General features: G+C 42.9%; 25 protein-coding genes and 1 rRNA gene. 18 read left to right on the top strand and 8 right to left on the bottom strand.

Going from position 1 to position 26167, the window contains the following annotated elements; genetic code table 11:
* Positions 1 to 86: 86 nt before the first annotated feature.
* Together hslO and hslR are read right to left on the bottom strand one after the other, a co-directional pair.
* The gene (gene hslO / locus BM739_RS13155; RefSeq protein WP_076541343.1) at positions 87 to 947 is read right to left on the bottom strand and encodes an Hsp33 family molecular chaperone HslO; all 861 of its coding nucleotides are present in this window, start codon (positions 945 to 947) and stop codon (positions 87 to 89) included.
* A gap of 33 nt (positions 948 to 980) precedes the next feature.
* On the bottom strand, positions 981 to 1373 hold the full coding sequence (gene hslR, locus BM739_RS13150; protein WP_076541341.1) for a ribosome-associated heat shock protein Hsp15: 393 nt from the start codon (positions 1371 to 1373) through the stop codon (positions 981 to 983).
* 252 nt (positions 1374 to 1625) lie between these two features.
* Between hslR and gspC the strand changes: the two genes are divergently transcribed.
* The 12 genes from gspC to gspN all read left to right on the top strand — a co-directional run bounded on the left by gspC (position 1626) and on the right by gspN (position 13264).
* Positions 1626 to 2534 (top strand): type II secretion system protein GspC, encoded by a 909-nt coding sequence (gene gspC, locus BM739_RS13145; RefSeq protein WP_076541339.1) that lies wholly within the window; start codon positions 1626 to 1628, stop codon positions 2532 to 2534.
* 25 nt (positions 2535 to 2559) lie between these two features.
* On the top strand, positions 2560 to 4719 hold the full coding sequence (gspD, locus tag BM739_RS13140) for a type II secretion system secretin GspD (protein WP_076541338.1): 2160 nt from the start codon (positions 2560 to 2562) through the stop codon (positions 4717 to 4719).
* Positions 4712 to 6274 carry a type II secretion system ATPase GspE gene (gene gspE / locus BM739_RS13135; protein WP_083698162.1) on the top strand — a complete coding sequence of 521 codons (1563 nt, stop codon included), beginning with the start codon at positions 4712 to 4714 and terminating at the stop codon, positions 6272 to 6274. The genes gspD and gspE overlap by 8 nt, the downstream gene beginning before the upstream one ends.
* Before the next feature lie 3 nt (positions 6275 to 6277).
* The gene (gene gspF, locus BM739_RS13130; protein WP_076541335.1) at positions 6278 to 7501 is read left to right on the top strand and encodes a type II secretion system inner membrane protein GspF; all 1224 of its coding nucleotides are present in this window, start codon (positions 6278 to 6280) and stop codon (positions 7499 to 7501) included.
* A 63-nt stretch (positions 7502 to 7564) separates the two neighbouring features.
* Positions 7565 to 8014 carry a type II secretion system major pseudopilin GspG gene (gene gspG / locus BM739_RS13125; RefSeq protein WP_076541334.1) on the top strand — a complete coding sequence of 150 codons (450 nt, stop codon included), beginning with the start codon at positions 7565 to 7567 and terminating at the stop codon, positions 8012 to 8014.
* A 22-nt stretch (positions 8015 to 8036) separates the two neighbouring features.
* Positions 8037 to 8612, top strand: coding sequence for a type II secretion system minor pseudopilin GspH (gene gspH, locus BM739_RS13120; RefSeq protein WP_076541332.1), 576 nt, complete (start codon positions 8037 to 8039; stop codon positions 8610 to 8612).
* Positions 8599 to 8967 (top strand): type II secretion system minor pseudopilin GspI, encoded by a 369-nt coding sequence (gene gspI / locus BM739_RS13115; RefSeq protein ID WP_076541330.1) that lies wholly within the window; start codon positions 8599 to 8601, stop codon positions 8965 to 8967. The genes gspH and gspI overlap by 14 nt, the downstream gene beginning before the upstream one ends.
* Positions 8957 to 9730 carry a type II secretion system minor pseudopilin GspJ gene (gspJ, locus tag BM739_RS13110; protein ID WP_076541328.1) on the top strand — a complete coding sequence of 258 codons (774 nt, stop codon included), beginning with the start codon at positions 8957 to 8959 and terminating at the stop codon, positions 9728 to 9730. Before gspI ends, gspJ begins: the two co-directional genes overlap by 11 nt.
* Positions 9730 to 10731, top strand: a complete 1002-nt coding sequence (gene gspK, locus BM739_RS13105; RefSeq protein WP_076541505.1) for a type II secretion system minor pseudopilin GspK — start codon at positions 9730 to 9732, stop codon at positions 10729 to 10731. Before gspJ ends, gspK begins: the two co-directional genes overlap by 1 nt.
* Positions 10732 to 10809: 78 nt before the next feature.
* The gene (gene gspL, locus BM739_RS13100; RefSeq protein WP_076541503.1) at positions 10810 to 12012 is read left to right on the top strand and encodes a type II secretion system protein GspL; all 1203 of its coding nucleotides are present in this window, start codon (positions 10810 to 10812) and stop codon (positions 12010 to 12012) included.
* Position 12013: 1 nt separating this feature from the next.
* Positions 12014 to 12490 carry a type II secretion system protein M gene (locus tag BM739_RS13095; protein ID WP_076541326.1) on the top strand — a complete coding sequence of 159 codons (477 nt, stop codon included), beginning with the start codon at positions 12014 to 12016 and terminating at the stop codon, positions 12488 to 12490.
* A 12-nt stretch (positions 12491 to 12502) separates the two neighbouring features.
* Positions 12503 to 13264, top strand: coding sequence for a type II secretion system protein N (gene gspN, locus BM739_RS13090; protein WP_076541324.1), 762 nt, complete (start codon positions 12503 to 12505; stop codon positions 13262 to 13264).
* Positions 13265 to 13348: 84 nt separating this feature from the next.
* On the opposite strand, the gene yrfG is transcribed toward gspN, so the two are convergent.
* The gene (yrfG, locus tag BM739_RS13085) at positions 13349 to 14023 is read right to left on the bottom strand and encodes a GMP/IMP nucleotidase (protein ID WP_076541322.1); all 675 of its coding nucleotides are present in this window, start codon (positions 14021 to 14023) and stop codon (positions 13349 to 13351) included.
* A 79-nt stretch (positions 14024 to 14102) separates the two neighbouring features.
* Here yrfG and nudE point away from each other — a divergent pair, with 79 nt between their 5' ends.
* From nudE to BM739_RS13070, 3 genes are all read left to right on the top strand, one after another.
* A complete protein-coding gene (nudE, locus tag BM739_RS13080; RefSeq protein ID WP_076541320.1) occupies positions 14103 to 14651 on the top strand; it encodes an ADP compounds hydrolase NudE in 549 nt (182 codons plus the stop codon).
* 863 nt (positions 14652 to 15514) lie between these two features.
* The gene (gene cysQ, locus BM739_RS13075) at positions 15515 to 16324 is read left to right on the top strand and encodes a 3'(2'),5'-bisphosphate nucleotidase CysQ (RefSeq protein WP_076541318.1); all 810 of its coding nucleotides are present in this window, start codon (positions 15515 to 15517) and stop codon (positions 16322 to 16324) included.
* Positions 16325 to 16616: 292 nt separating this feature from the next.
* A complete protein-coding gene (locus BM739_RS13070) occupies positions 16617 to 18488 on the top strand; it encodes an MFS transporter (RefSeq protein ID WP_076541316.1) in 1872 nt (623 codons plus the stop codon).
* A gap of 123 nt (positions 18489 to 18611) precedes the next feature.
* On the opposite strand, the gene mnmH is transcribed toward BM739_RS13070, so the two are convergent.
* From mnmH to BM739_RS13055, 3 genes are all read right to left on the bottom strand, one after another.
* Entirely contained in the window at positions 18612 to 19715 is a 1104-nt protein-coding gene (mnmH, locus tag BM739_RS13065) for a tRNA 2-selenouridine(34) synthase MnmH (protein ID WP_076541314.1), read from the bottom strand.
* A 10-nt stretch (positions 19716 to 19725) separates the two neighbouring features.
* Positions 19726 to 20769 carry a selenide, water dikinase SelD gene (selD, locus tag BM739_RS13060; RefSeq protein ID WP_076541312.1) on the bottom strand — a complete coding sequence of 348 codons (1044 nt, stop codon included), beginning with the start codon at positions 20767 to 20769 and terminating at the stop codon, positions 19726 to 19728.
* A 95-nt stretch (positions 20770 to 20864) separates the two neighbouring features.
* Positions 20865 to 21968, bottom strand: a complete 1104-nt coding sequence (locus BM739_RS13055) for a fatty acid desaturase (RefSeq protein WP_076541310.1) — start codon at positions 21966 to 21968, stop codon at positions 20865 to 20867.
* A gap of 144 nt (positions 21969 to 22112) precedes the next feature.
* On the opposite strand from BM739_RS13055, the gene fabR reads away from it, so the two are divergent.
* Positions 22113 to 22727, top strand: coding sequence for an HTH-type transcriptional repressor FabR (gene fabR / locus BM739_RS13050; RefSeq protein ID WP_076541308.1), 615 nt, complete (start codon positions 22113 to 22115; stop codon positions 22725 to 22727).
* Between the two features lie 87 nt (positions 22728 to 22814).
* Here fabR and trmA read toward each other — a convergent pair whose 3' ends face one another.
* Positions 22815 to 23912, bottom strand: a complete 1098-nt coding sequence (gene trmA, locus BM739_RS13045; RefSeq protein WP_076541306.1) for a tRNA (uridine(54)-C5)-methyltransferase TrmA — start codon at positions 23910 to 23912, stop codon at positions 22815 to 22817.
* 141 nt (positions 23913 to 24053) lie between these two features.
* Between trmA and murI the strand changes: the two genes are divergently transcribed.
* Positions 24054 to 24854, top strand: a complete 801-nt coding sequence (murI, locus tag BM739_RS13040) for a glutamate racemase (RefSeq protein WP_076541304.1) — start codon at positions 24054 to 24056, stop codon at positions 24852 to 24854.
* Between the two features lie 10 nt (positions 24855 to 24864).
* On the opposite strand, the gene BM739_RS13035 is transcribed toward murI, so the two are convergent.
* Positions 24865 to 25323: an RNA-binding protein gene (locus BM739_RS13035; protein ID WP_076541302.1), complete on the bottom strand. Its 459-nt coding sequence runs from the start codon at positions 25321 to 25323 to the stop codon at positions 24865 to 24867.
* A gap of 698 nt (positions 25324 to 26021) precedes the next feature.
* On the opposite strand from BM739_RS13035, the gene BM739_RS13030 reads away from it, so the two are divergent.
* A 16S ribosomal RNA gene (locus BM739_RS13030) occupies positions 26022 to 26167 on the top strand; the annotation flags it as partial.

The following is a 26167-nucleotide window of genomic DNA, read 5'->3' as shown; positions in this document are numbered from 1 at the left end:
CTTTTTTTTAGTTGGAAGGGGGATTTTTAGCGATAAAAAAAGCGCTCTAGGCGCTTTTTTTGAAAGTTTACTTGAGTAAATAACAGTTATTGCTGCTTGTCTGCACTCATGTTGCCAGCAAAGATTGCCGCAATATCGATACTGTCAAAGTTGTAAACTGCAGGACAATATTCACAGTCCATTTCAATTTTACCTTCTTCAGCGAGTATGGCTTCTACTTCTGCTTGCTCTAAGGTCGCCAGCGCTTTAGCGCTACGCTCTTTTGAGCAGCTGCACTTAAAGGTGACATCGATAGGATCAAATAAGCGCACTTCTTCTTGATGGTATAAACGATGTAACACTTCTTCTGCGGTTAAGCCAAATAGCTCTTCTGACTTGATAGTATGAGTCAGCGCAGATAAGTGTTCGAACTCTTCGTTTTCTTTGTTTTCAGTCGGTAATACCTGTAACAACATACCGGCAGCTTGTTTACCGTCAGCAAATAAACGGATCACTGTAGGTAGCTGCTCTGATTGGTTGAAGTACTCTTCTAAACAGGCGGCTAAATCAGCATGCTCAAGAGACACAATACCTTGGTAACGTTCGCCTTCATCAGGGGTTAGGGTAATCACCATAATACCTTGGCCAAACAGCTCCGCCAGTGAAGCGTCATCTGCTAACTCACCTTTCCAGCGGGCGATGCCACGTAGGGCTTGTAAGTTGCTGCCATTGATAACCGCTAAAGATACTGGGCCATCACCTTGCAATTGCACACTGATGTCGCCAGTAAATTTAATGGTGGCTGTCAACAATGATGTTGCCGCCATTAATTGGCCAATGATGTGCTGCAATGCAACAGGGTAATCATGGGCGGCTAAAATTTCTTGGTAGCTGTTTTCCAGTTGTACCATTTCACCACGGACTTCGGCATTATCGAATAAGTAGCGATGTAATAGATCTTTGCTCATGTGGTCTCTCAATTTGTTGTGCCGTTAAAGAGCTTATAACTCTTTAAAGCGTTTAAGTTGTCGACGTTGCTTTTTATCCGGCTTAGTTTCAGGCGCCGGATTATTTAAGATATTTAATCTTCTGGCTTCAGCATTAAACTCGCGTTTTTTGATGCTTTCAGCCGTTTCTTGATATAGCGTTTGCGCTATAGCAGCCCCTTGTCGATGTTCAGACAATTGAGCAATAATTATTTCCCTATCATCGTGCCCTTGGCGAAGTCGCACGGTTGCACCGACTTCTGCAAGTTTGCTCGATTTGGCTCTTTGGCCGTTATAGTGAACTTTGCCACCATTGATCATGTCTTTTGCTAGCGAGCGAGTTTTATAAAAACGTGCCGCCCATAACCATTTATCTAACCTTACTGACATAGTATTAACTTGAGCCATGCTCTTTAAGCCCTCTCAAAAGTGGTATGAGTTCACAAGGTTGACATTTTTCACATGTAAAATGGAGGCAAGAACCTAAATAGTGGCATTTCTCACAGCCTTTTTAAGCGCGCAAATGTAGCATAATCGGCTGTATTTCGCCAATCAAGATGCTATGGGCTTGTTGCGATAAGCCGTGTAGGTTAGCATGATGCAGTATTTCCTAAATTAACAGAATAAGAACAGCGACCTGTGCTGAGGGTCAAAGCAAATATGGATGTATTAGATAAAGTTATTACCAAGGTTGCAGCTCTTCCTCAAAAGCAGCTGAGCGTGGCCTTTTTTTGGTTAGGATTAGTGATCGTGCTTTCCATTGCGGCTCAGATCACTTGGAAGTTAATGCCAGTTAATTCTCAAGCTGTAGCATGGCAGCCATCGCCAACATCTTCTGCTAGCGCGAAACGTATTGAGCTCAGTGGTGTGCAGCAGTTATCACTGTTTGGAAAAAAAGGCGTTAGTGATAGCCAAGCGAAAAAGCCTGCCCCAGTGGAACAAATTACCGATGCGCCTAAAACTAACTTGTCTATTTTGCTGACAGGCGTGGTGGCATCAACTTCTGATTCACATGGCCTTGCGGTTATCGAATCAAAAGGCAGCCAAGAAACCTACAGCTTAGGTGATAAAATCAAAGGCACTTCAGCGTCGTTAAAAGAGGTTTATGCTGACCGCATTATTATTACCAATGCCGGCCGCTACGAAACCTTAATGCTTGATGGCTTAAATTACACCACTCAAAGCCAAGCCAATGAATCACTTCAAAAAGCAAAACAAAATCGCACCGCGCAAACAGTTCAGCGCAGTGTGCTCTCTCAAGAGTTAGCCGATTCACGTGATGAATTACTAGCCGACCCGGGTAAATTAACCGACTACCTGGCTATCTCACCTGTTCGCGGTGCAGATGGCATCAGTGGTTATCGATTAAACCCGGGCAAAAACAAGTCTTTATTTGCCTCAGCAGGTTTTAAAGCAAATGATTTAGCCAAATCCATCAACGGCTACGACTTAACTGATATGAGTCAGTCGTTAGAAGTGATGGGGCAATTAGCAGAATTAACCGAAATTGGCGTCATGGTCGAACGTGATGGGCAGTTAGTTGAAATAATTTTTAGTTTGCCAGAATAGTATGGGCAGTAGAGGATTGAAAATAATGAAGAGTTACGGAATTCGACGCAAGTTATTTGCTGGAATGGTTGCCGGTATTGCCATGCTGGCTTCTCAAGCTGCTTGGTCGGAACAGTATGCTGCCAATTTCAAAGGCACAGACATTCAGGAATTCATTAATATTGTAGGTAAAAACCTCAATAAGACCATCATCGTTGATCCCACTGTTCGCGGCAAAATTAACGTCCGCAGTTACGACTTATTAGATGACGAACAGTACTACCAGTTCTTCCTCAATGTTTTGCAAGTGTATGGCTATGCCGTGGTTGAAATGGAAAACCGCGTTATTAAAGTCATTAAAGATAAAGATGCTAAAACAGCTGCCATTCGCGTCGCTGACGACAACACCCCAGGTTTGGGGGATGAAATGGTCACCCGCATTGTGGCGTTATACAACACCGAAGCTAAACAACTAGCGCCATTACTGCGCCAGCTTAATGATAATGCTGGTGGCGGTAACGTAGTCAACTACGACCCATCTAACGTATTGATGATTTCAGGTCGTGCTGCTGTCGTAAATAAATTAGTAGAAATTGTACGCCGCGTTGATAAGCAAGGTGATACCGCAGTTGAAGTGGTATCCCTTGAATATGCATCAGCCGGTGAGATTGTCCGTATTGTTGATACCTTATATCGCTCAACGGCGAATCAAGCGCAAATGCCCGGCCAAGCGCCAAAAGTGGTAGCTGATGAGCGTATGAATGCGGTGATTGTGAGTGGTGATGAAAAAAGCCGTCAACGGGTAGTTGACCTAATTCGTCGTCTAGATGCCGAGCAAGCTAACACTGGTAACACTAAAGTTCGCTACTTACGTTACGCAAAAGCTGAAGATTTAGTTGAAGTGTTAACCGGTTTTGCTGACCAACTGGTGAGCGATCAAGATGCGGGTAAAACCTCGGGTAGCAAGCGTAAAGAAATTAATATTATGGCTCACGTTGATACCAATGCTTTGGTGATCAGCGCTGAACCGGATCAAATGCGCACCATCGAAAGCGTGATTAACCAGCTAGATATTCGCCGTGCACAAGTATTGGTTGAAGCGATTATTGTTGAAGTATCTGAAGGCGATGATGTTGGCTTTGGTATTCAATGGGCATCTGCTGCTGGTGGCGGTACTCAGTTTAATAACTTAGGCCCAACCATAGGTGAGATTGGCGCAGGTGTATGGCAAGCACAAGGTGAAGAAGGGAATACTGTTATTACCACGGATCCTAATACAGGACTACCAATCGAAACAAAGAATCCAGATACCCGTGGCGATATTACCTTACTGGCGCAAGCATTAGGTAAAGTGAACGGCATGGCTTGGGGCGTGGCAATGGGTGACTTCGGCGCCTTAATCCAAGCGGTTTCAAGTGATACCAAATCAAATGTACTTGCAACACCTTCTATTACCACTCTTGATAACCAAGAAGCATCATTCATCGTTGGTGACGAAGTACCGATTCTTACCGGTAGCCAAAACTCAAGTAACGGTAACAGCAACCCATTCCAAACCGTTGAACGTAAAGAAGTGGGCGTTAAATTAAAAGTGGTACCACAAGTCAACGAAGGTAATGCGGTTAAGCTGACCATTGAGCAAGAAGTGTCAGGTATTAACGGTAAAACGGGGGTCGACGTGACATTCGCTACTCGTCGCTTAACCACCACGGTTATGGCTGATTCTGGGCAGATTGTCGTACTGGGCGGTTTGATTAACGAAGAAGTACAAGAGTCAGTACAAAAAGTGCCATTTTTAGGTGACTTACCGATTATCGGTCATTTATTTAAGTCTTCATCAAGCGGTAAGAAAAAGAAGAACTTGATGGTATTTATCAAGCCAACCATTATTCGTGACGGTATCACCATGGAAGGCATCGCTGGTCGTAAATATAACTACTTCCGCGCCCTGCAGCTTGAGCAACAAGAGCGCGGCGTAAACTTAATGCCTAAGACCAATGTGCCAGTGTTAACTGAGTGGGATCAAGAAGCTTACTTACCTGATGAAGTGAACGAAGTGCTTAATCGTTACAAAGAAGGTAAAGAGTTAGAAACTAAGATGCGCGAAACAGACCCTGCGCTTAAGCATATTAGCGAAAGAAAAGATCTCGACAATGCAGTCACTGAAGCTGCTGAAACCGAACAAGAAGATGATGCCAATGAGTGAAGCAGCAATGACTGAACAATTGGCACAGGTGTCTACCGATTTAGGCTTAGAAGCCGAAGAGCTTAATGATGAGGTGTTTCACTCCAACAGTCGTGAACGCCTGCCATTTGCTTTTTCTCATCGCTTTAATTTGGCATTGGCAAAAGAAGCGGATGCCCTAAAGCTTTACTACACCAGTAATACCCCACTTGATGCCATGCTTGAAGTGCGCCGTTATGCCGGTGAAGAGCTGGTGTTAGTTAAGCTGCCGGTTGAAGACTTTGAAGCGAAATTAACCCATACATTCCAAGCCAATTCATCAGAAGCTCAGCAGCTGATGGAAGACATTGGCAATGAAATGGACTTATTTACCCTCGCCGAAGAACTGCCGCAAACCGAAGATTTGCTTGAAGGTGATGATGACGCGCCAATCATTAAATTGATCAACGCCTTGTTATCAGAAGCGATTAAAGAAGAAGCCTCTGATATCCATATCGAAACCTACGAAAAGCAATTAATCGTACGTTTCCGTATTGATGGGGTTTTGAAAGAAGTTTTAAAGCCTAACCGTAAACTGTCTTCATTGCTGGTGTCGCGTATTAAGGTAATGGCGCGTTTGGATATCGCAGAAAAACGTGTGCCGCAAGATGGCCGTATTTCATTACGTATTGCCGGCCGCGCAGTTGATGTGCGTGTTTCTACCATGCCGTCAAGCCATGGTGAGCGAGTGGTATTACGACTACTGGATAAAAACACCGGCAACCTCGATTTAAAATTATTGGGTATGACCCTGTCTATCCAAGATGAGTTTGAAGCGTTAATTCGTAAACCGCACGGTATTATTTTGGTAACGGGCCCAACAGGTTCAGGTAAAAGTACCACCCTGTATGCGGGTTTAACTGAGATTAACTCAAAAGATACCAACATTTTAACCGTTGAAGATCCGATTGAATATGAACTGGAAGGCATTGGCCAAACCCAAGTGAATATGAAGGCGGATATGACCTTTGCTCGCGGATTGCGGGCAATATTACGTCAAGATCCTGATGTGGTCATGATTGGTGAAATTCGAGATTTAGAAACCGCACAAATTGCAGTGCAAGCTTCGTTAACCGGTCACATGGTTATTTCGACCTTGCATACCAACACGGCATCGGGCGCGATTACTCGTTTGCAAGACATGGGTGTTGAGCCTTTCTTGGTGTCTTCAAGCTTACTGGGTGTATTAGCCCAGCGACTTATTCGTACTTTGTGTAACGAATGTAAGGTCGAGCATGAGCCAGATGAACGTGAGCGCGAATTATTAGGCATAACGGTCAATGATACCCGAGTGATTTATCGCGCTAAAGGCTGTAAAGCTTGTGGCCATAATGGTTATCGAGGCCGTACCGGTATCCATGAATTACTCACTGTTGATGACAACGTTCGTGAATTAATTCACGGTGGCCGCGGTGAGTTAGCCATTGAAAAATATGTCCGTCAAACTATTCCAAGTATCCGTCATGATGGCATGAGCAAAGTACTGAAAGGGGTTACCACCCTTGAAGAAGTACTGCGCGTGACCCGCGAGGAATAATGAATGGCAGCGTTTGAATATAAAGCCCTTGATAGCAATGGTAAACAGCAAAAAGGGGTGATAGAGGCCGATACGGCTCGTCATGCACGTAGTCAACTACGTGAACAACGCTTAATGCCATTAGAGCTAGAACCGGTTGCTGAAAAAGAAGCCAAGGCCAAAAGCAGTGGTTTGACGTTTTTCAAACGCGGCATTTCAGTGGCGGAGCTAGCCCTTATTACCCGTCAAATTGCGACACTGGTGGCTGCAGGTTTACCCATCGAGGAATCACTCAAAGCGGTTGGTCAGCAATGTGAAAAAGATCGTCTTGCCAGTTTGGTGATGGCGGTGCGCTCGCGAGTTGTTGAAGGTTACAGCTTGGCTGATTCTTTAGCCGAATTTCCCCATGTATTTGATGATTTGTACCGCGCTATGGTGGCATCAGGTGAAAAGTCTGGTCATTTAGAGGTGGTACTAAACCGCTTAGCTGATTACACCGAACGCCGTCAGCAGCTTAAATCTAAGCTCACTCAGGCAATGATTTACCCTATGGTATTAACCATTGTCGCCATAGGCGTGATTGCGGTATTACTGGCAGCAGTAGTACCTAAGGTGGTTGGTCAGTTTGAACACATGGGCCAAGAGCTACCCGGTTCAACCCAGTTTTTGATCCTCGCCTCTGATTTTGTGCAAAATTATGGGGTATTTGTGCTTGTGGCACTGATTGGTTTGTTTGCACTACTAAAGCAGCTACTAAAAAAGCCAAACTTTAGAATGCAATATGACACCTGGTTACTCAAAGCGCCGGTTATCGGCAAAGTCAGTAAAGGCCTGAATACCGCCCGTTTTGCAAGAACCTTAAGTATCTTGTCAGCAAGTTCTGTCCCTTTGCTTGAGGGCATGCGTATTGCCAGTGAAGTGCTGCAAAACGTCAAAGTGCGCGCGGCAGTGGATGAAGCTACAGCAAGAGTGCGCGAAGGTACCAGTTTGGGCGCGGCGCTAACTAATACCAAACTTTTTCCGGCTATGATGCTCTATATGATTGCATCAGGCGAAAAAAGTGGTCAGCTGGAGCAAATGCTAGAACGTGCTGCAGATAACCAAGACAGAGAATTTGAGTCCAATGTGAATATTGCCCTCGGGGTATTTGAACCCATGCTTGTGGTCAGTATGGCCTCGGTGGTGTTATTTATCGTGATGGCAATTTTACAGCCTATTTTAGAATTGAATAACTTGATCAGCGCTTAAGTATCCAAGTTATTTACTATTTATTGTTACCGCACCGAGTGTGCGCGTCGGAGGAAGTTGTTAATGCAAGCTAATCGAAATCAAACCCGTGGTAAGCAAGCCGGTTTTACCTTACTTGAAGTCATGGTTGTTATTGTTATTTTAGGTATTTTGGCCTCTATGGTTGTGCCTAACTTAATGGGTAACAAAGACAAAGCGGATATCCAAAAAGCGGTTTCTGACATTGTCGCGTTAGAAAACACCCTTGATATGTACCGCCTAGATAACAGTGTGTACCCAACAACGGATCAAGGCTTAGATGCCTTAGTGCAAAAGCCAACCTCATCGCCTGAGCCACGTAATTACCGCCCAGACGGTTACATCAAGCGTTTACCACAGGATCCTTGGCGCAACGATTACTACCTATTAAGCCCAGGCGAAAATGGCCGTATTGATATTTTCAGTGCTGGTCCTGATGGCCAAGTGGGAACTGAAGATGATATCGGCAACTGGAATCTGCAAAACTTCCAGTAACCACGAAGTCTAATAATAGATGATGATATCTACACGCCAATCGGGGTTCACCCTCTTAGAAGTATTACTGGTTGCCTTATTGATGGGGTTAGCTGCGGCTGCCGTCACAATGACAACCAGTACTTCTGGGCCTGAGCAAGCGTTAAACAAAACTGCCCGTCAGTTTATTGCGACCACTGAATTAGTGATTGAAGAAACCATTTTAAGTGGTCAATTTTTAGGTATTGTCGTCGAAGAAGATGAATATCAATTTGTCTATTACGATGAAAAAAAATGGCACCCAATAACCCAAGACCGTCAACTTGCCCCAAGGCAAATGGACCCAGGTGTGAGTTTGAGTCTACTGCTTGATGGTTTGCCATTAGTTCAAGAAGATGAAGATGATGAATCTTGGTTTGATGAGCCATTAATTGAAGCCTCAAAAGAAGATAAAAAGAAAAATCTCGAGCCGCAAATCTTACTGTTTCCCAGTGGCGAAATGTCGACGTTTGAGTTGAGCTTTTTGACCGATGACGACCAAGGTAAAGAGATTGAAGTGCTCGTGGTGGGTGATGCATTAGGGCGTTTAGCCATAGGAAGCTTTGATGAAATACAGTAAAGGCATGACCTTACTTGAAGTCATTGTGGCGTTGGCGGTGTTTTCTATTGCTGCGGTTGCTGTCACCAAAAGCATTGGCGATCAAATGGCCAACCTGCCGATTTTAGAAGAGCGTACCTTAGCCCAGTGGGTGGCTAGCAACCAAATGGTTGAGGTTAGATTAACGCAGCCTTTTCCTGAGCTGGGCACTAAAAATGGTCAGGTAGAGTTAGCCGATAAAGATTGGTATTGGCGTCAAGAAGTGATTAAAACCACCGACGACAATTTCAGAATGATCAGAGTATTAGTCAGTGATGACGACAGATTTAATCGCACCGTCGCACAAGTGAGTAGCTATGTTCACAATGAAGGCTAAGCGCTCAAGACACAGCGACAATCATCGCCAAGCAGGCTTTACCTTGCTGGAAATGATGATTGCTATTGGTATTTTTGCCATGATCGGGCTGGCATCGAACTCGGTACTGTCAACCGTGATGAAAAACGATGAAGCCACCAAAGAATTTTCAATCCGTTTGAAAGCCTTGCAGCAAGGTTTTGGCATTATCGAACGTGATTTAGGCCAGATGGTGGCCCGAACACAACGTGGCTTAGACGGCGAGCGCACCAGCACTGTGTTTCAAACGGGCGATAACATGCTGGACTCGGAAACCGAAGCGCTGGTGTTTTTCCGTTTAGGTTGGCTCAACCCTGATGGCATGTTGCCAAGGGGCAGTTTGCAATCGGTGTCATATGTGGTGCAAGAAGGCCGCTTAGAGCGTTGGTATTACCCTTACCCTGAGCCAGAAGTGGGTGCAGAACCATTAAAAAGTTTGATCATTAAAGATGTCATTTCCGTCGAGTATTCGTTTTTTGTCGGTGATAAATGGGAGCGAAAAGTTGATGCTTCACAACTGCCACTTGGCATCGCGATGAAATTAGAAATTGAAGGCTTAGGTATCATTGAACGTCGTTTTTTACTGCCTAAAGGTGGCGGTGATGCCGCAGCCAGTAACGGTGACAATAGCGATGAGAATGGCAGTAACAACGGCAGCAATACCGGTAATAGCGGCAGTAATACCGGTAATAACAGCGGCAATAACAGCGGTAGCAATGGCTCTAGCACGGGTGAAGACGGATGATGAGATATCAATCGCCCGGTTTGCGTAAACAGCGCGGGGTAGCGTTATTAGTGGTGTTACTGGTGGTTGCTTTAGTAGTGATTATTGCCACCAATATTACCAGTCGTAATCAGTTATCCATGCGCCGCACCTTAAATTTAGCCCAGTATGATCAAGCCTATTGGTATGCCATTTCGGCAGAAGAGTTAGGTAAAAAGATTTTAAAGCAAGATATGGAAGATGCTGACGGCACGGTGCATTTACAACAATATTGGGCTTTAGCTGATGTGATTTTTCCGGCTGAGTACGGCGAAATTGGCGGTGAGATCCAAGATATGCGTTCTTGTTTTAATCTTAACGCCTTGTCAGTTAAGTCAACCGAAGTTGAAAATGGCCAACCTAAATTATCATTAGCCGCGACTCAGTATATGTCACTGCTGGTTGCCCTAGGTATGGATGAATTTGGCGCCGAGCGACTGACCCATACTTTGATTGATTATATTGACGAAGATACGGTAGCAATGCCCTATGGCGCTGAAGATGCTGATTATGAGTCTCGTAATACGCCGTATCGAGCAGCCAACACCTTAATGAATCATCGCAGTGAGCTGCGGGCGGTATTAGGATATAACCAGCAAGTGTATTTAACCTTGTTGCCTTATATTTGCGCGATACCAGGTAATAACCAACAATTGCTTAATGTGAATACCCTCAAGGTTGAACAAGCAGCATTGTTAGTGGGTATGCTAGAAAACAAGATTAGCCAAAGCGATGCGGAAAGTTTAATTAACCAACGACCTGCAGATGGTTTTGAGACCGCGGCAGAGTTTTGGGAAAATAATTCCTTAGCGAGTTTAGCCACTGAAAGTAATATGAAATCGAGCATAGTGGTCGATAGTAATTACTTCTTATTAAAAGCGGGCGCTAAAGTGGATAATGCGATGTTTAGAATGGATAGCGTTTTGCGTCGCAGTAATAACAAGTTTGATGTGATCAGTCGTCAATACGGTGATCAGCAATAATGAATATGGGTAACAATCCGCTTCAATTAACCTTGGCTCGTTTAGCCTGTGGCAGTTTGAAGCTTGTGGAGAATGACAGTGTCTGAACGGCTTTTTATCCGATTAGGGAAAACATCAACAAGTCCTTGTTCGTGGCTGGTATGGTCAGAGCAAGAGCAAGAAATTATTGCTTCAGGTGAGTTAAGCGATGCAGCGAGCTTAACCAGTTTGACTGAGCGCGCGGGCAATCGTCCGGTGGATGTGTTGGTGCCAGCGGCCAGTATGACATTGACTCAAATTACATTGCCTGAAAAAAATCAGCGCCAAGCGTTAAAGGCACTCCCTTTTATGCTGGAAGAAACCATCGCCTCCGATGTTGAAACCATGCATTTTGTGGTTGGTCCCCGTGATGGTGAGCAGTTAAATGTCGCCGCAGTGGCCCATGAGCAAATGCAAAACTGGTTATCTTGGCTGCTTGATGCTGGCATTAAAGTAAAGAGTATTGTCCCTGATTGTTTAGCCTTACCGCTAGATCAATGCAGTTGGGCAGCGCTGGATATGGGTGATGAACTGTTACTGCGTACCGGTGAAGGTAGTGGTGTGAGCTTGCCAAAAACATGGTTAGATTTTGCCTTACCTGAGCTGCTATCGCGTCGAAGTGATGCTGATCCTGCGCTAAAAATTGCCGCCTATAGTGAAGACTTAGTGTTTATCAATGCGGAAGTGGAAGCAAAACCCTTAGATATTCCGATGATGGTACTGGCAAAAGGTATTTTACAGGCGCCAATTAATTTATTAACCGGTGTGTATCAGCCAAAGCGTGAATACAGTAAACACCTGATGCTATGGAAAAATGTTGCTATTGTGGCACTCATTGCCATTGTGCTTGGACTAGTGAATAAAGGCTTAACCATTCATCAGTTAAATCAGCAAACCGCTGAACTAAAACAGCAAAGCGAAGCCATATTTAAGCGTGTTAACCCAGGAGTTAAGCGGATTGTTAATATTCGCTCGCAGCTGGACTCGCAACTACGTAGCCTTAAAGGTCAGGGCGGCGGCGCTGCTTTCTTTGACATGCTTGATGGCCTAAAAGAGTCATTCCAAAAAGTGCCCGATTTAAAACCGAACTCGATTCGTTTTGATGCTGGCCGTAATGAACTGCGTATGCAGGTGACCGCAAAAAGTTATGATCACGTGGATAAATTTAAGCAACTGGTTGAAGCGCGTTATGATTTTGATATGGGCGCCATCAATAGCGGTGACAATGAAGTGAATACCACAATTACCTTGAAGGGCAAATAAGATGGAAAATTTGCAAATTTGGTGGCGTGGCCTTGCGCAACGTGAACAGCAATTAGTCGGCAGTTGTGCAGTGTTTGTGGTTATCGGGATTTTGTATTGGGGCATTTGGAGCCCAATTGCAACTGCGGCAGACAATGCTGAAAAAGATCATCAAGCAGCCAAGCAAACCTTAAATTATGTCAAACAATCAGCCAATAAAATTGCTGGTTTAAAACAGCAAGGTTCAAGGCCAAATGCATCAGGCAGCTTAAGTTCGATTGTGAACCAATTAGCTGGGCAGTATGATTTAGACATTACCCGTATGCAGCCACAGGGCAATAAAATCCAGTTGTGGATGGATGATGTGCCGTTTGACAGTTTACTTGATTACTTACATGAACTGGTTGAAGAAAAAGGCTTAACCCTAGAAAGTGTTGATGTATCAGAGTCTGATTTGGCAGGTTTTGTCAAAGTGCGCCGTATTCAGTTATCTAAGTAAGCAGGTATAGTAGTGAGTTTGATTAAGAAAATTATTTTAGGTGTGTTCGTTTACCTGATCTTTTTGGTGGTATTTATCCCTGCAAATTGGTTAGTGGGGATTGCGCCATTACCCAATAATATCAAGGTAAGCGGTGTCAGTGGTACCTTGTGGCAAGGCTCTGCGGATTTGGTGTCCATTGATCGCCGTTTGATTGAGCAAGTGTCATGGGATTTAAATCCTTGGACATTATTTATTGGTCAGCTCAATGTCGATCTACAGATTGGCAGCCGCGCAACGCCAGTCAGTGGTCAGGGTGATATTAGCTGGTCTTTAGCAGGTGTCTCAGCTGAAAACCTGCGCTTTGAAGCGCCGAATAAATTTTTATTAGGCAATGCCCGATTACCCTTTAGAACCATGGTTGATGGTGATGTCAGTTTAATTGTAGAAAGCCTTAAGCAAGGTACGCCTTGGTGTGAACAGTTATCCGGTAAGCTATTTTTAAATCGTATTGATGTTAAAAATCAGTTTGGTGAATATCCTTTAGGGGATATCGCTCTAGGCTTAAGTTGTATTGATGGCCAAGTGCAATTGATGACTGATGACTCGATGAACAAAATGGGGATTCAAGGTAGCGCCACTTTAGGTGAAAATAATCGTATCGTGGTCAGTGCTAAGATTAAACCGACCCATGATCAACCTAAAGATTTAACTCAGGCATTAAGCTTTTTGGGTAAACAAGATAGTGAAGGCTACTTTCCGGTTAATTACCAAGGTACCATCCCCGGCTTATAGTCACGACTCCTTCATTGAACATGTAAAAGGCAGCTGAATAACATCAGCTGCCTTTTTTTATTGGCGATTAGTGATTAGCGGCACTTAAGCTGTTACTGCTGCTAATAAATCCTGATGCAACAATTGGTAATCATCAATGGCAGGAAAATCGATAAAATCTTTATTGGGCTTTTGACTGTCAGGGTTGCTAATACCTAATTGAAAGCCAACACCCGCCAAACGTGACGCTTCAAGAATATTTTCATTGTCATCAACAAATAAACAGCGGCTTGGATCTAAGTCATACTGCTGGAATGCGTGCTTCCAAAACTCAGGGTGCTCTTTAGGATAACCGGTTTCATGGCTCGACATCATCTTATCTAAGCCTCTTGCCAGTTCAGTATGCTCCAGTTTAAGTTCTAGGCTTTTAGGGTGAGCATTGGTTAACAAAATTCGTTGCTTACCTGCCGTAGCCAGCGCCTCTAAAAACGGCATGCTGTCTTGGCGCATTTGAATTCGCTCAACCAGTGAATAATGCAGGGTGAGAATATCTAAGTCTAACTGTTGCTGCCAAAAATCAATGCAATACCAGTCTAGGGTGCCCACAACTTTATGGTAGGACTGCTCGACTAGTGCCTGCGCTTGGGCTAACGATATTTGCTTTTGTGTACTAAGCTGTTGAGGTACCAAGGTTAACCAAAAATGGTTGTCAAAATGCAAATCCAGTAAGGTGCCGTCCATATCGAGTAAAACAGTGTCTATCTTATGCCAAGGAAACATGTAAATTCCGGTTGTAGAATATAGCTAGGGTAGTAAGATTGTAACTGGTCTTACTAAATTCGTCATATACGAGGTTTTAATGACATCACGGCATAAAAAGCCCGAAATTCTTCATCGCGAAATTGTCGCCAAAAGTCGACTGTTTCAGATTGAACAGCTGCATCTAAAATTTTCTAATGGCATTGAACGTCAATATGAACGAATGAGTGGCGGCAGCCGCGGCGCGGTTATGATCGTGCCAGTGCATCAAGGTCAATTTTTGCTTGCTAAAGAATATGCCGCAGGCACTGATAATTATGAGTTGGGCTTTCCTAAAGGCTTGATTGATCCCGGCGAAGAGGCTGTTGAAGCCGCGAATCGTGAGCTACAAGAAGAAATCGGTTTTGCCAGTCGTAAGCTGACCTTATTAAAAGAGCTAAGCTTAGCACCGGGTTATTTTGCCAGTAAGATGCAAATTTTTATCGCTGAAGAGTTATATGAAAGCAGCCTAGAAGGTGATGAGCCTGAACCCATTGAGGTGATCCCGTGGGCGCTTGATGAATGGCAAGCGTTACTGGATAACACTGATTTTTCAGAGTCGAGAAGTGTGAGTGCATTATTTTTAGCCCAGCAACATTTACAGGGTTAATCTTGTTACTGTGTTAGGGGCTAAATTTCGCCAATTGAGATGTTGTAAGCGTTATCACTGAATGAATAATGATTAAAATTTTTCAGAGTCGAGAAGTGTGAGCGCATTATTTTTAGCCCAGCAACATTTACAGGGTTAATCTTGTTACTGTGATAGCGGCTAAATTTAGCCAATTGAGATGTTGTAAGCGTTATCACTGAATGAATAATGATTAAAATTTTTCAGAGTCGAGAAGTGTGAGTACATTATTTTTAGCCCAGCAACATTTATAGGGTTAATCTTGTTACTGTGTTAGTGGCTAAATTTAGCCAATTGAGATGTTGTAAGCGTTATCACTGAATGAATAATGATTAAAATTTTTCAGAGTCGAGAAGTGTGAGCGCATTATTTTTAGCCCAGCAACATTTACAGGGTTAATCTTGTTACTGTGATAGCGGCTAAATTTAGCCAATTGAGATGTTGTAAGCGTTATCACTGAATGAATAATGATTAAAATTTTTCAGAGTCGAGAAGTGTGAGCGCATTATTTTTAGTCCAGTAACATTTACAGGGTTAATCTTGTTACTGTGTTAGCGGCTAAATTTAGCCAATTGAGATGTTGTAAGCGTTATCACTGAATGAATAATGATTAAAATTTTTCAGAGTCGAGAAGTGTGAGCGCATTATTTTTAGCCCAGCAACATTTACAGGGTTAATCTTGTTACTGTGTTAGTGGCTAAATTTAGCCAATTGAGATGTTGTAAGCGTTATCACTGAGTGATGATTAAAATATTTCAGCTTACTCATCTAATTTAACTACAAATAAATCGTAAATTAGTCTAACTTGACACTATTCAGAGTATTATTTGGCGATTGGAGTCGTTATGAAGCCAGAAGAAGTAATTGAACAAGTCATCAGCATTGCCACCGAGGCGGGTCAAAAAATCCGCGATATTTATCTGAAAGGTGATTTTGATCGCGAAATAAAATCTGATAATACTCCTGTCACCTCAGCGGATCTGGCTGCAAACGAAATTATTTGTACTGAACTTGCTAAATTAACTCCTGATATTCCAATCTTAAGTGAAGAAGCTGCCGATATACCTTTTAATGAGCGTAGTGAGTGGCCACGTTATTGGTTAGTGGATCCATTAGATGGCACTGGTGAATTTATTGCTGGTAGTGGTGACTTTTCAGTGATTATCGCACTGGTTGAGCATAATCGCCCAGTGATGGGGATAGTGTATGTGCCGATGACAAACGTGTGTTATTACGCGATTGCAGGTTTAGGTGCCTACAAACGTGATGCTAACAATGAAGTGCGTATTACCAGTAAAGCACTTACTGATATTAATGAATCAGGTTTACGTCTTGCGGTGAGTCGTCGTCAAGATCCACAATCAGTATTAAAGTTACTCAGTCATCCTAGCAGCTGCGAATTAGTGGTGTTAGGCGGCGCAGCATTAAAGAGTTGTTTAGTGGCCGAAGGCCGCGCTGACTGTTATGTGCGTTTAGGGCCAACCGGTGAGTGGGATACTGGCGCTGCGCAAATTATTCTAGAAGAAGCCGGCGGCGCATTAATGGATATTAACCTGCAGCCGCTAACTTACAATGAACGTGAAACTCTTGAAAATCCTAACTTTATTGTTGTAGGTAGCCCGAGTTTACCTTGGGACGATATCCTGACTAACTAGTATTGCCAACATGACTTATTTAAGCCCTCTAGTAGAGGGCTTTTTTGTGGCCGCCATTTATAAAATACTCAAGCTGTCTATAAATTAATGGGTTAAGTACATTGTTTTTATTTTGTTTGCTGTTAGTTTGTTGTTCAAAGCATTATTGATAATAGCGACTTAAGGGTAAACCCAATGCGTCAAGGAGAGGGGATGTTCACTCAGCACTACATTCATGGCTAAAATGACTTACCAAAATTGTTATCTATATATTCAAGGCTATACCTCAGGAATGGCAAAATAAGGATGTTTCATGCTATTAACCAAACGTTTTCTCCCTTACTTCATCACTCAGTGCCTTGGGGCATTAAACGATAATATCTATAAAAATGTGCTGTTGTTACTAGTGACTTACAGCCAGGTAGATGCACTGTCGATTAGCGTCAATATGTTTGTAAATTTAGCTGCCGGGGTATTTATTTTACCGTTTTTCTTATTTTCAGCCCATGCAGGCGTTGTGGCTGACAATATGGACAAAGCGCGACTGATAAGACGACTTAAACTACTGGAGCTTATGATCATGTCTTGCGCGGCTTTTGCCATATTGTCGCAAAGCTATTTGCTGATGTTAGTGCTGCTATTTCTTACTGGCAGTCAATCGGCTTATTTTGGCCCAGTTAAGTATTCCTTATTGCCACAAACGCTTAAAGAAGATGAGTTAGTTACTGGTAATGCTTGGGTGGAAATGGGAACCTTTATCTCGATCCTTGTTGGCACCTTGTCTGCAGGTTTGTTAGTGGCAAGTGAGCATAGTTTACTTGGCGCAGCGGTTACTGTGGTGACCTTGTCCATTGCAGGTTATTTATCGAGCCGGGCTATTCCTGCATTACCGCCACAAGGCGCAATCAGTAAAATTCGATTTACCCCTTTTACGGGAACGTGGCGCAGTATTGCCAAAGTAAGGCAAACCCCAAGTATCTGGATGGCTATTCTCGCCATTAGCTGGTTTTGGTTTTTGGGCGCCACTTATTTAACCCAGTTTCCAAACTTTGCCAAATTACACCTGTATGCCGATGCGACCGTGGTGTCGTTATTGTTGGCATTATTTTCCATTGGTATCGCCATTGGCTCGTGGATATGTGAGCGGATTTCCTATGGTCATGTGGAGCTAGGCGTGTTGCCTTTTGGGGTTTTAGGTTTAACGCTATTTGGGGTTGATTTAATTTTTGCGATTCCGCCAGCGCCATTAGATAGCAGTTTTGTGTTCAGCTTTAGTCGCTTTATCACTGATCCGCAGCATTATCGGCTGATGGTTGATTTACTGTTTATTGGCATAAGTGGTGGATTATTCATTGTGCCCTTGTATGCCTTTATTCAATCTAGGGCAGCACCAGGGGAGTGTGCTCAAGCTATTGCGGCAAACAATATAATTAATGCCTTGTTTATGGTGCTGGCGGCAATGTTATCTATGTTGTTACTTGGCTTTTTAGAGTGGAGTATTCCGCAGTTATTTTTACTCCTTGCTGGATTGAACACCGCGGTGGCGTTATATGTGTATTCTCAGGTACCGGAGTTTGCCCAGCGCTTTGTCAGTTACCTGTTGAGCCACTTGATTTACCGCGTCAATGTTAATGGGCGTCACAATATTCCGGCGCAGGGAGCAGGGGTGATTGTCTGTAATCATGTGAGCTATGTTGATGCCTTAATTATTATGGGCGCATCCACCCGTCCTATTCGTTTTGTGATGGATAAATCCATCAGTGAAATCCCGTTATTAAAATATCTCTTTCGCCATGCTGGGGTTATTCCTATTTGCTCACCTAAAAACTGTGAAACCACCTACAAGCAAGCATTTGAGCTGATCCATCAAGCCCTTGGTAACGAGGAGCTAGTGTGTATTTTCCCTGAAGGACATTTATCTGTTGATGGTGACATTGCTGAGTTTAGACCCGGTATCGAAGCGATTTTAGCGAGAGATCCCGTCACAGTAATCCCGATGTCATTACAAGGCTTATGGGGCTCATATTTTAGCCATAAAGGCGGCCATGCACTGACAACACCACCGAAGCGTTTTTGGTCTAAGGTGACTGTGAATATTGATGCCGCGGTTGATGGGGTCTCACTTGGTCGCCATGGGCTACAAGCTAAGGTCACAGAGTTATTTGATAGCGCAACTACTGGTTAAATAAAAGCGCTAATGGTCGTTAAGTGATGGGGTAAAGCACCTGTTGCTAAGTGGTGGTCCTTTCTTTGCTATGTGACACTCATAACAGCAACCGTTTGTTGTTATGAGTGCAGAGTGTGCGAATTATCCTGCTAGCTGATCTAAATATTGCTGGATCGCAATTTTATCACCACTAAATTTTACCCTTTGCTGACGTTTGCTCATTTGGTATTGATACATAGGGTCGTAATAGCGCTCTAATAGTATTGAAATCCACTCAAAATGTTCACTGGTATTGTTGATTGAAAACTGTTGATTGATGGCAATTTCAATAATGGCACTGAGCTGCTGGTGTTGCTTGCCGCCTAAGCGCTTTTTGATGCTATTAATGCTGCTAAGCAGGTATTGGCTAAACTGTTCTTTTCCATGTTCTTGGCCATATTTAGTGATAAAGGCGGCTGACTTATCAATAACATAGTCTTTATGTATTCTATTTATACGATTCGCTAAGCTTTCTTCTAATACAATCATCTCAGTGGCTTGCATCGCTTGGTAAAAAGCTTTGGGTATGGCAGAGCGCCCGATTAAGAAGCTTTCGTCTTCTAACAAGATTTTATGTTGTGGCAATTGCTGATGTTGTAGTAGCTGTGTCGCTAGCTGATTTTCGAAATTGATTTGAGTTGGTTGGGGCTCAAGGTTCTTACCAAAGCTTGAGCCGCGATGATTGGCGATGGCTTCTAAGTCAATGGACTCTGGTCGCAGTTGTAATAGCTCAGTCTTACCGCTGCCGGTGCTGCCGCTTAAAATGACTAAGGGCTGCTGAGTCGCAGCGGTATCGATGATATCAATTAAATATTGGCGCATGGCTTTATAGCCACCTTCAATATAAGGGATATCGATGCCTGCCTCTTTCAGCCATTGCTGTGACAACTTTGAACGTAAGCCACCACGAAAACAATATAGGTAGCTGTTGGGGTGCTTAGCGATAAACTGCTGCCAGCTTTCAATGCGCTGCTGCTTAGTTTTGCCATTAACCAATTGATGCCCTAACTCGATAGCCGCCTGTTGTCCTTGCTCTTTATAGCAAGTACCAACCTTGGTACGTTCACTGTCATTCATCAACGGGAAATTGGCAGAGTGCTCGAAGGCGCCTTTACTAAATTCGATGGGGGCGCGCACATCAATGAGTGGACGCTGCTGAAGAAAAAGACCTTGATAGTCGGTTTTAGCAATGATGTTAGCAGGCATTTGTTACTCTCTAATTTAGCGCAATTAATGCAGCATTAGCGTTTGAGGCGCTCAGTTCACCAATACAAATAGGGGCAATATTTTGCGCCTCGAGTAAAGCAACCAATTGTTGTTCAGCATCAGAGCTTACTGCAATCAACAAGCCGCCACTGGTTTGCGGATCGCACAGAATCGCTGTTTGTTGCTCGCTCATTTCAGGTAAGTATTGCTGGTAGCTGTCGAAGTTGCGTTGGGTACCGCCTGGGGTGCAACCTAAGTTTAAGTAGTGCAGCGCTCGGTCTAATAATGGGATGCTATTAAATACTAAATTCGCAGTGACATCGCCGCCTTGGCAGACCTCAATCAGGTGACCTGCTAATCCAAAACCTGTGACATCAGTCAGTGCGTTGACTCCAGCAATTGCGGCGATATCTTGGCCGACCTTGTTTAGCTGACACATGGCATCAATGGCAATCATACTGTCTTGCTCGGTGAGCTTTTTTTGTTTTTGCGCGGTAGTGAGAATACCGATCCCTATCGGTTTAGTGAGATACAGTTTATCGCCAGCTTTTGCCGTATTATTGCGCTTTAATTGCTCTAGGGGGATTTGCCCAGTTACTGCTAATCCAAAAATAGGTTCAGGTGCATCAATGCTGTGACCGCCTGCTAACATTATTCCCGCATCAGCGCAGGCTTGGCGCCCACCTTCAATAACCTTTTGAGCCACTTCTGCAGCTAAGATATTCACTGGCCAGCCAAGTATGGCTATGGCCATGATAGGAGTGCCGCCCATGGCATAAATATCGCTGATAGCATTGGTGGCCGCGATACGGCCAAAGGTAAAAGGATCATCCACAATCGGCATGAAAAAGTCAGTAGTACTGATAATGCCGGTTTCATCATTGAGTTGGTAAACGGCAGCATCGTCACGGGTTTGATTGCCGACTAATAATTTAGGATCGGTAAAAGAGGGTAAAGATGAGGCAAGTATGGTGCTAAGGACCTGCGGGGAAATCTTACAGCCACATCCGGCGCCATGGCTATATTCAGTAAGTTTAACTGACGATTCAGACATTAATGGGTAACCCTTAAAAAGGAAGATTATCCATCATAAACACAAACGGCTACCTTGCAAGGTAGCCGTTTACTTTTAATGGGTTAAAACAGACTTTAATAAGCAGCAGTGAGGTTATTCCAATTTTTCTTTTGGGCTAACAATCGTGCTTTTAATTCTTCGACTTGTAACTTTAATTGCTGGTTACTCAATTGTTTACGTTTGGCATCTAACAGTGCCTTTTTCGCTTGATAATAATCCACTAGGTGTTGCTTCATAAGATCATATTCGGCTTGGAAATTAGCGATTATTTCATCACAATTGGGTAAATGTGCGACTTTGTTTTGCGCCCTTAATAATTGCATTTGAAGTTTGGCACTTTCAATACGCTCTTGTGGTACTACTCGTAAATCAGTGGCTAAACCACACCATTGCATAGACTTAATTAACCATTTTGTTGGGTCGTAATGCCACCACTTAATACCATTACGGTAGTCATTTTCAAAAATGTGATGGAAATTATGATAACCCTCGCCATAGGTCAGTAAGGCAATAATGCCATTATCTTTAGCGGTGTTTTTATTGGTATATGGCTGACTACCCCAGATATGGGCTAATGAATTAATGAAGAAGGTACAATGATGTACGACCACTAAACGTAAAAGCCCTGCCATCAGCACCATCGAAATAATATCGCCATTGAGCCAACCTAAAAATGCAGGCAGTGCGATATTCATCAATACCACCAGGGCGAGATAATGCTTATGCTGCCACATAACGATGGCATCTTTTTGTAAGTCACGGACGTTATTGTAATCATGGTAACGACTGGCTTGGTATTCACGTAACATCCAACCAATATGGCTATACCAAAAGCCCATTTTAGCTGAGTAAGGGTCTTTGTCGTTATTATCAACGTGCTTATGATGGATACGATGATCTGATGACCAATGCAATGCACTATTTTGTAGTGCTAATGCTCCGCCAAGGGCAAATAAGAATCGCATTGCAGGATGCGCTTTATAAGCTTTGTGAGACCATAATCTATGGTAACCGGCGGTAATTGAAAGGCCGCTAGCAAAGGCAAGTACCACAAAAGCAATCCACTCAATAGCTTCAAAGCCATGTGTAAAGCCACGCCACGGCACTAAAGTCAGCGCGCCAATGAGTGTTAGCGCAAATAAAGCAGTATTTAACCAAATAATCGGTGGTTTTTTCATTAAGATAATCCATGATTCTTATTGAGCGTACAGTTGTAAGCTAATTTAGCTCACCAACTTTATTCGGTCAAGTATCTCGGGGCTGTGTTTTTAGCTTAAAAGCGGTATTATCTGTGCAATAACATTTACTAAATGGATCTTTTCATGGGTGTAAGAGCATTACAGAAAGAAAAAACCCGTCGTGCATTGGTAGATGCCGCTTTTAATCAATTAAGCGCAGAACGTAGTTTTTCCAGTTTAAGTTTACGAGAAGTGGCAAGGGAAGCGGGCATAGCGCCAACCTCTTTTTATCGTCATTTCAAAGACATGAATGAACTTGGCTTAACCATGGTTGATGAAGGTGGACTCACACTTCGACAAATGATGCGTAAAGGTCGCCAGCGCGCAGAAGCGGGTGGCAGTGTCATTCGGATCTCAGTAGATACCTTTGTGGAAGTATTAGAATCCAATCCCAATGTTTTTCGAATTCTATTACATGAGCGCTCAGGAACCTCAGCGGCTTTTCGCGCCGCAGTAGCAAGGGAGATTGAGCACTTTATTTCAGAGTTGTCTCATTACACAGAGGCGACAGCCGGTAGAACGCCGATGTTAGCCAGAGTGCAAGCAGAAGCTTTAGTGACTTTAGTGTTTAACGCTGGTGCATCAGCTTTAGATATGAAACGAGCTGACAGAAAAGTATTAGCCGATCATTTAGTGCTGCAATTGCGCATGGTGGCAAAAGGCGCTGAAGCGCTGCAACATAAAGTTGATACTAAATAGCATCAGTGAATTAATAGTAAAACTTAGGCAATTAAAAAGCCGTTATGGATAACTCATCCCATAACGGCTTTTTAATATGTGTTGAACCTACTTACGTTCTAGTAGCACACCTGATTCCATGTGGTGGGTATATGGGAATTGATCAAATAAAGCGAAACGGGTGATCTTATGGGTGCTGCCCAATACCTCCAAATTCGCTTTCAGGGTGTCAGGGTTACACGAAATATATAAAATGCGATCGTAGTTTTGCATTAGTGCCAAGGTGTCATCGTCAATACCCGCTCGTGGTGGGTCAACGAAAATGGTATTACAATCGTAGCTATCTAAGTCGATACCTTCTAAACGTCTAAAGGTGCGCTTTTTCGCCATCGCATCACTGAAGTCTTCAGCAGACATACGAATGATTTGCACATTATCTACTTTGTTGATGGCAATATTATATTGCGCAGCATCAACAGATGGTTTGGCTAATTCTGTTGCTAGTACACGGTCAAAGTTTTGCGCTAAAGCGATAGTGAAATTACCATTACCGCAATAAAGCTCTAATAAATCGCCAGTGCTGTCTTTGGTTGCTGAAATCGCCCATTCGAGCATTTTGACGGACACTTTCGCATTTGGCTGGGTAAAGCTATTTTCAATTTGTTTATAATGTAATTCTTGACCTGCTACATTAAGGGTTTCAACCACAAAGTCTTTATCTAAATCGATTTTAAGTTTACGTGCTCGGCCAATGATATTGACGTTAAACTTTTCAGCTAAACGCGCCTTCATTTGGGTCGCTTGTTCAATCCAAGTGTCACCCAGTTGACGGTGATAAAGTAACGACACCAAAATCTCACCGCTAAGCGTGGTTAAAAAGTCCACTTGAAACAGCTTAAAGCGTAAATCATGATTAGGACGTAACTCTTCCATTAATGCCGTCATCATTTGATTAATTAAAGTCCCAGCTGGCAAATATTGTTCACAGCGCACTTTTTGATCTAAGACTTTATCAAACATGTAATAGAATAAGTCATCGCCATCATGCCATACTCGAAACTCAGCGCGCATACGGTAATGTGCAGGCTCTGAGGCAAAAACTTCTAAACTAGGCGGCGTAAAATCGGCAAAGTCCTGCTCAAGCTTGATACGCTTCTCTGCTAGTTGCGCATCATAGTTTTTAGGATCCATTGCAGCTAAATTCATTTTGTTCCACCATAGGCTGTAAATTAAGGGCGCAAATATTATACTACACAACGCTGATGTCCAGCGGATTGACTGAATCTTAATGTATTAAGTGGTTAATTTTATCTATACAGCTTTTATCACCCCATTATGGAGAAGAGATTGTCAGGTCCAATACTTATTTTTGATTCTGGTATCGGCGGTTTATCCGTTTTAGAACATATTCAAACAAAAATGCCTGCTAAAGATATTTTCTATTTATTTGATAATGCGCGGCTACCCTATGGTGATTTAGCAGAGCAAACATTAATTGATGGTTGTGTGGCACTGATTATCAAACAAGTGGCGCAGATAAATGCCTCAGTAGTGGTCGTTGCCTGTAATACAGCCAGCACCTTAGTGTTACCACATTTACGAAAACGACTAACCATACCCGTGGTGGGCGTAGTGCCAGCAATAAAACCTGCTGCGCAAATGACTCAATCCAAACACATAGCATTACTTGCCACGCCTGGGACAGTTGAAAGAGCTTATACTAAAGAGTTGATCCGTGAGTTTGCTGGTGGCTGTAAAGTGACTTTGATTGGTTCATCTGAATTAGTGCTTATTGCCGAAGAGAAAGCCAAAAGAAACCCAATAAACTTAAATGCGATAAAACCTATCTTGGCAGCGATAAATGGCACTGATATAGATACCTTGGTTTTAGGTTGTACGCACTTTCCGTTATTACGCCAAGAAATTGCTGAGTGCATTAGCCATCCAGTAACGCTATTAGATTCCGGCGAAGCCATTGCAATAAGAGTGGCGTCATTATTAGAAACAATAAACATGTCAGCTAAAGGCAAAATGAACAAAGTAGGCAGATTAACAGCGGGATTTACAAAGAAGATAGATAAAGGCTTGGCATTAACATTAGCTGACTACGGTTTTGAGCAACTAGAGTGCGTTTCCGTAGACAGCTAATAGAAGAGGTTTAGTCTTCTTTGTTTGACTCAGATGGATCTGACTCTTGTGATTTAGCTTCACGCACCTTAAGTGTGCGTTCTTGGAAACTGTAATCGTTTAACTTGTTCATTGCTTTCTTGGCACCGGTTTCAGACATTTCAACAAAACCAAATCCCTTACGACGACCTGTTTTTCTATCTCTAACTAAACGTACTGAATTAACTGGTCCATATTCGCCGAATAAAGCTTTCACTTCACCTTCATGAACACGGTAAGGCAAGTTACCAACATAAAGTGTCATTGTTGGGCCAACATAAGGCTTATTTGAATCAGTTGCAGTTGAAGACGGAACAAAAGTGAATACAAGACTCGCTAACATAACACCAGCGATGAAAGACACGACTAATTGAACATTGGTAGAAAGAGCATAAATAACGATTGCACCTATAAGGGCAATAATTAAGGTAATAACAAATGACTTTTGCATAAGATTGTCTCTAATAAAAATGAAAAATGATAAATAACTGTTAAAAACATAGCTATGGTAATGAATTATTGAAGCTTTCACCATACTCTGATGAAAATATGACCTCAAAACACGATAAAAACCATATTACAGATAGTTACTGTAGGACAAAAGTGCTCTTTAAATACCCATAATAGTTAAAAATAAAACGATCTGTTCAAAAGCTATTCGCTTAAACGTTTTTTATATAAAAAGCCCTTGCACCAAATCAGAATCTGCCTATAATGCGCATCCACTGACACGGCAAACCACGCACTAGCATGGGTTACACGCCAAATCAGTTCACTGTAAAGTGACGCTGAAAATTGTTTTTAAATAAGTTTAAAAATGACTTGACGCGAAAAAGGAATTGCGTAGAATACGCATCCCAAGCCAACGACCTAGCGTCTAACGGCGGAGTCTGAAAAATTGATTCCACGCTCTTTAACAATTTATCAAGTAATCTGTGTGGACACTCACAGGTGTTGAGTTAATCGAAATTGCTCATTCTTTCTCGTAAAGAATGTAGCAATCAAAATTATTATCAATGTAACGATGAGTGTTCATAGCAATATGTAACAAACGTTTTAGAGATTCTTCCGAGTCTTTAAATCGAAATCAGAATTCATTGAGCCGAAACGAAGCTTTTATTTATAAGAGTGGATGTTTCAACAAAACTTTAATTGAAGAGTTTGATCATGGCTCAGATTGAACGCTGGCGGCAGGCCTAACACATGCAAGTCGAGCGGTAACAGGAATTAGCTTGCTAATTTGCTGACGAGCGGCGGACGGGTGAGTAATGCCTAGGGATCTGCCCAGTCGAGGG

It is taken from the genome of Shewanella sp. UCD-KL21 (genome assembly GCF_001957135.1).
GTDB lineage: Bacteria > Pseudomonadota > Gammaproteobacteria > Enterobacterales > Shewanellaceae > Shewanella.
The sequence above is the reverse complement of the archived record's forward strand: the minus strand, read 5'-3'. Positions and strand labels throughout refer to the sequence as shown.

What these genes read in the sequence shown, in the direction of transcription:
- gspD (WP_076541338.1), top strand. Translation starts at nt 2,560, where the DNA reads ATGAAGAGTTACGGAATTCGACGCAAGTTATTTGCTGGAATGGTTGCC.
- hslR (WP_076541341.1), bottom strand. Translation starts at nt 1,373, where the DNA reads ATGGCTCAAGTTAATACTATGTCAGTAAGGTTAGATAAATGGTTATGG.
- mnmH (WP_076541314.1), bottom strand. Translation starts at nt 19,715, where the DNA reads ATGCCTGCTAACATCATTGCTAAAACCGACTATCAAGGTCTTTTTCTT.
- gspE (WP_083698162.1), top strand. Translation starts at nt 4,712, where the DNA reads ATGAGTGAAGCAGCAATGACTGAACAATTGGCACAGGTGTCTACCGAT.
- BM739_RS13070 (WP_076541316.1), top strand. Translation starts at nt 16,617, where the DNA reads ATGCTATTAACCAAACGTTTTCTCCCTTACTTCATCACTCAGTGCCTT.
- cysQ (WP_076541318.1), top strand. Translation starts at nt 15,515, where the DNA reads ATGAAGCCAGAAGAAGTAATTGAACAAGTCATCAGCATTGCCACCGAG.
- BM739_RS13095 (WP_076541326.1), top strand. Translation starts at nt 12,014, where the DNA reads ATGGAAAATTTGCAAATTTGGTGGCGTGGCCTTGCGCAACGTGAACAG.
- fabR (WP_076541308.1), top strand. Translation starts at nt 22,113, where the DNA reads ATGGGTGTAAGAGCATTACAGAAAGAAAAAACCCGTCGTGCATTGGTA.
- gspI (WP_076541330.1), top strand. Translation starts at nt 8,599, where the DNA reads ATGAAATACAGTAAAGGCATGACCTTACTTGAAGTCATTGTGGCGTTG.
- gspC (WP_076541339.1), top strand. Translation starts at nt 1,626, where the DNA reads ATGGATGTATTAGATAAAGTTATTACCAAGGTTGCAGCTCTTCCTCAA.
- selD (WP_076541312.1), bottom strand. Translation starts at nt 20,769, where the DNA reads ATGTCTGAATCGTCAGTTAAACTTACTGAATATAGCCATGGCGCCGGA.
- trmA (WP_076541306.1), bottom strand. Translation starts at nt 23,912, where the DNA reads ATGAATTTAGCTGCAATGGATCCTAAAAACTATGATGCGCAACTAGCA.
- yrfG (WP_076541322.1), bottom strand. Translation starts at nt 14,023, where the DNA reads ATGTTTCCTTGGCATAAGATAGACACTGTTTTACTCGATATGGACGGC.
- gspH (WP_076541332.1), top strand. Translation starts at nt 8,037, where the DNA reads ATGATATCTACACGCCAATCGGGGTTCACCCTCTTAGAAGTATTACTG.
- gspK (WP_076541505.1), top strand. Translation starts at nt 9,730, where the DNA reads ATGAGATATCAATCGCCCGGTTTGCGTAAACAGCGCGGGGTAGCGTTA.
- BM739_RS13055 (WP_076541310.1), bottom strand. Translation starts at nt 21,968, where the DNA reads ATGAAAAAACCACCGATTATTTGGTTAAATACTGCTTTATTTGCGCTA.
- gspF (WP_076541335.1), top strand. Translation starts at nt 6,278, where the DNA reads ATGGCAGCGTTTGAATATAAAGCCCTTGATAGCAATGGTAAACAGCAA.
- gspJ (WP_076541328.1), top strand. Translation starts at nt 8,957, where the DNA reads ATGAAGGCTAAGCGCTCAAGACACAGCGACAATCATCGCCAAGCAGGC.
- BM739_RS13035 (WP_076541302.1), bottom strand. Translation starts at nt 25,323, where the DNA reads ATGCAAAAGTCATTTGTTATTACCTTAATTATTGCCCTTATAGGTGCA.
- gspG (WP_076541334.1), top strand. Translation starts at nt 7,565, where the DNA reads ATGCAAGCTAATCGAAATCAAACCCGTGGTAAGCAAGCCGGTTTTACC.
- hslO (WP_076541343.1), bottom strand. Translation starts at nt 947, where the DNA reads ATGAGCAAAGATCTATTACATCGCTACTTATTCGATAATGCCGAAGTC.
- nudE (WP_076541320.1), top strand. Translation starts at nt 14,103, where the DNA reads ATGACATCACGGCATAAAAAGCCCGAAATTCTTCATCGCGAAATTGTC.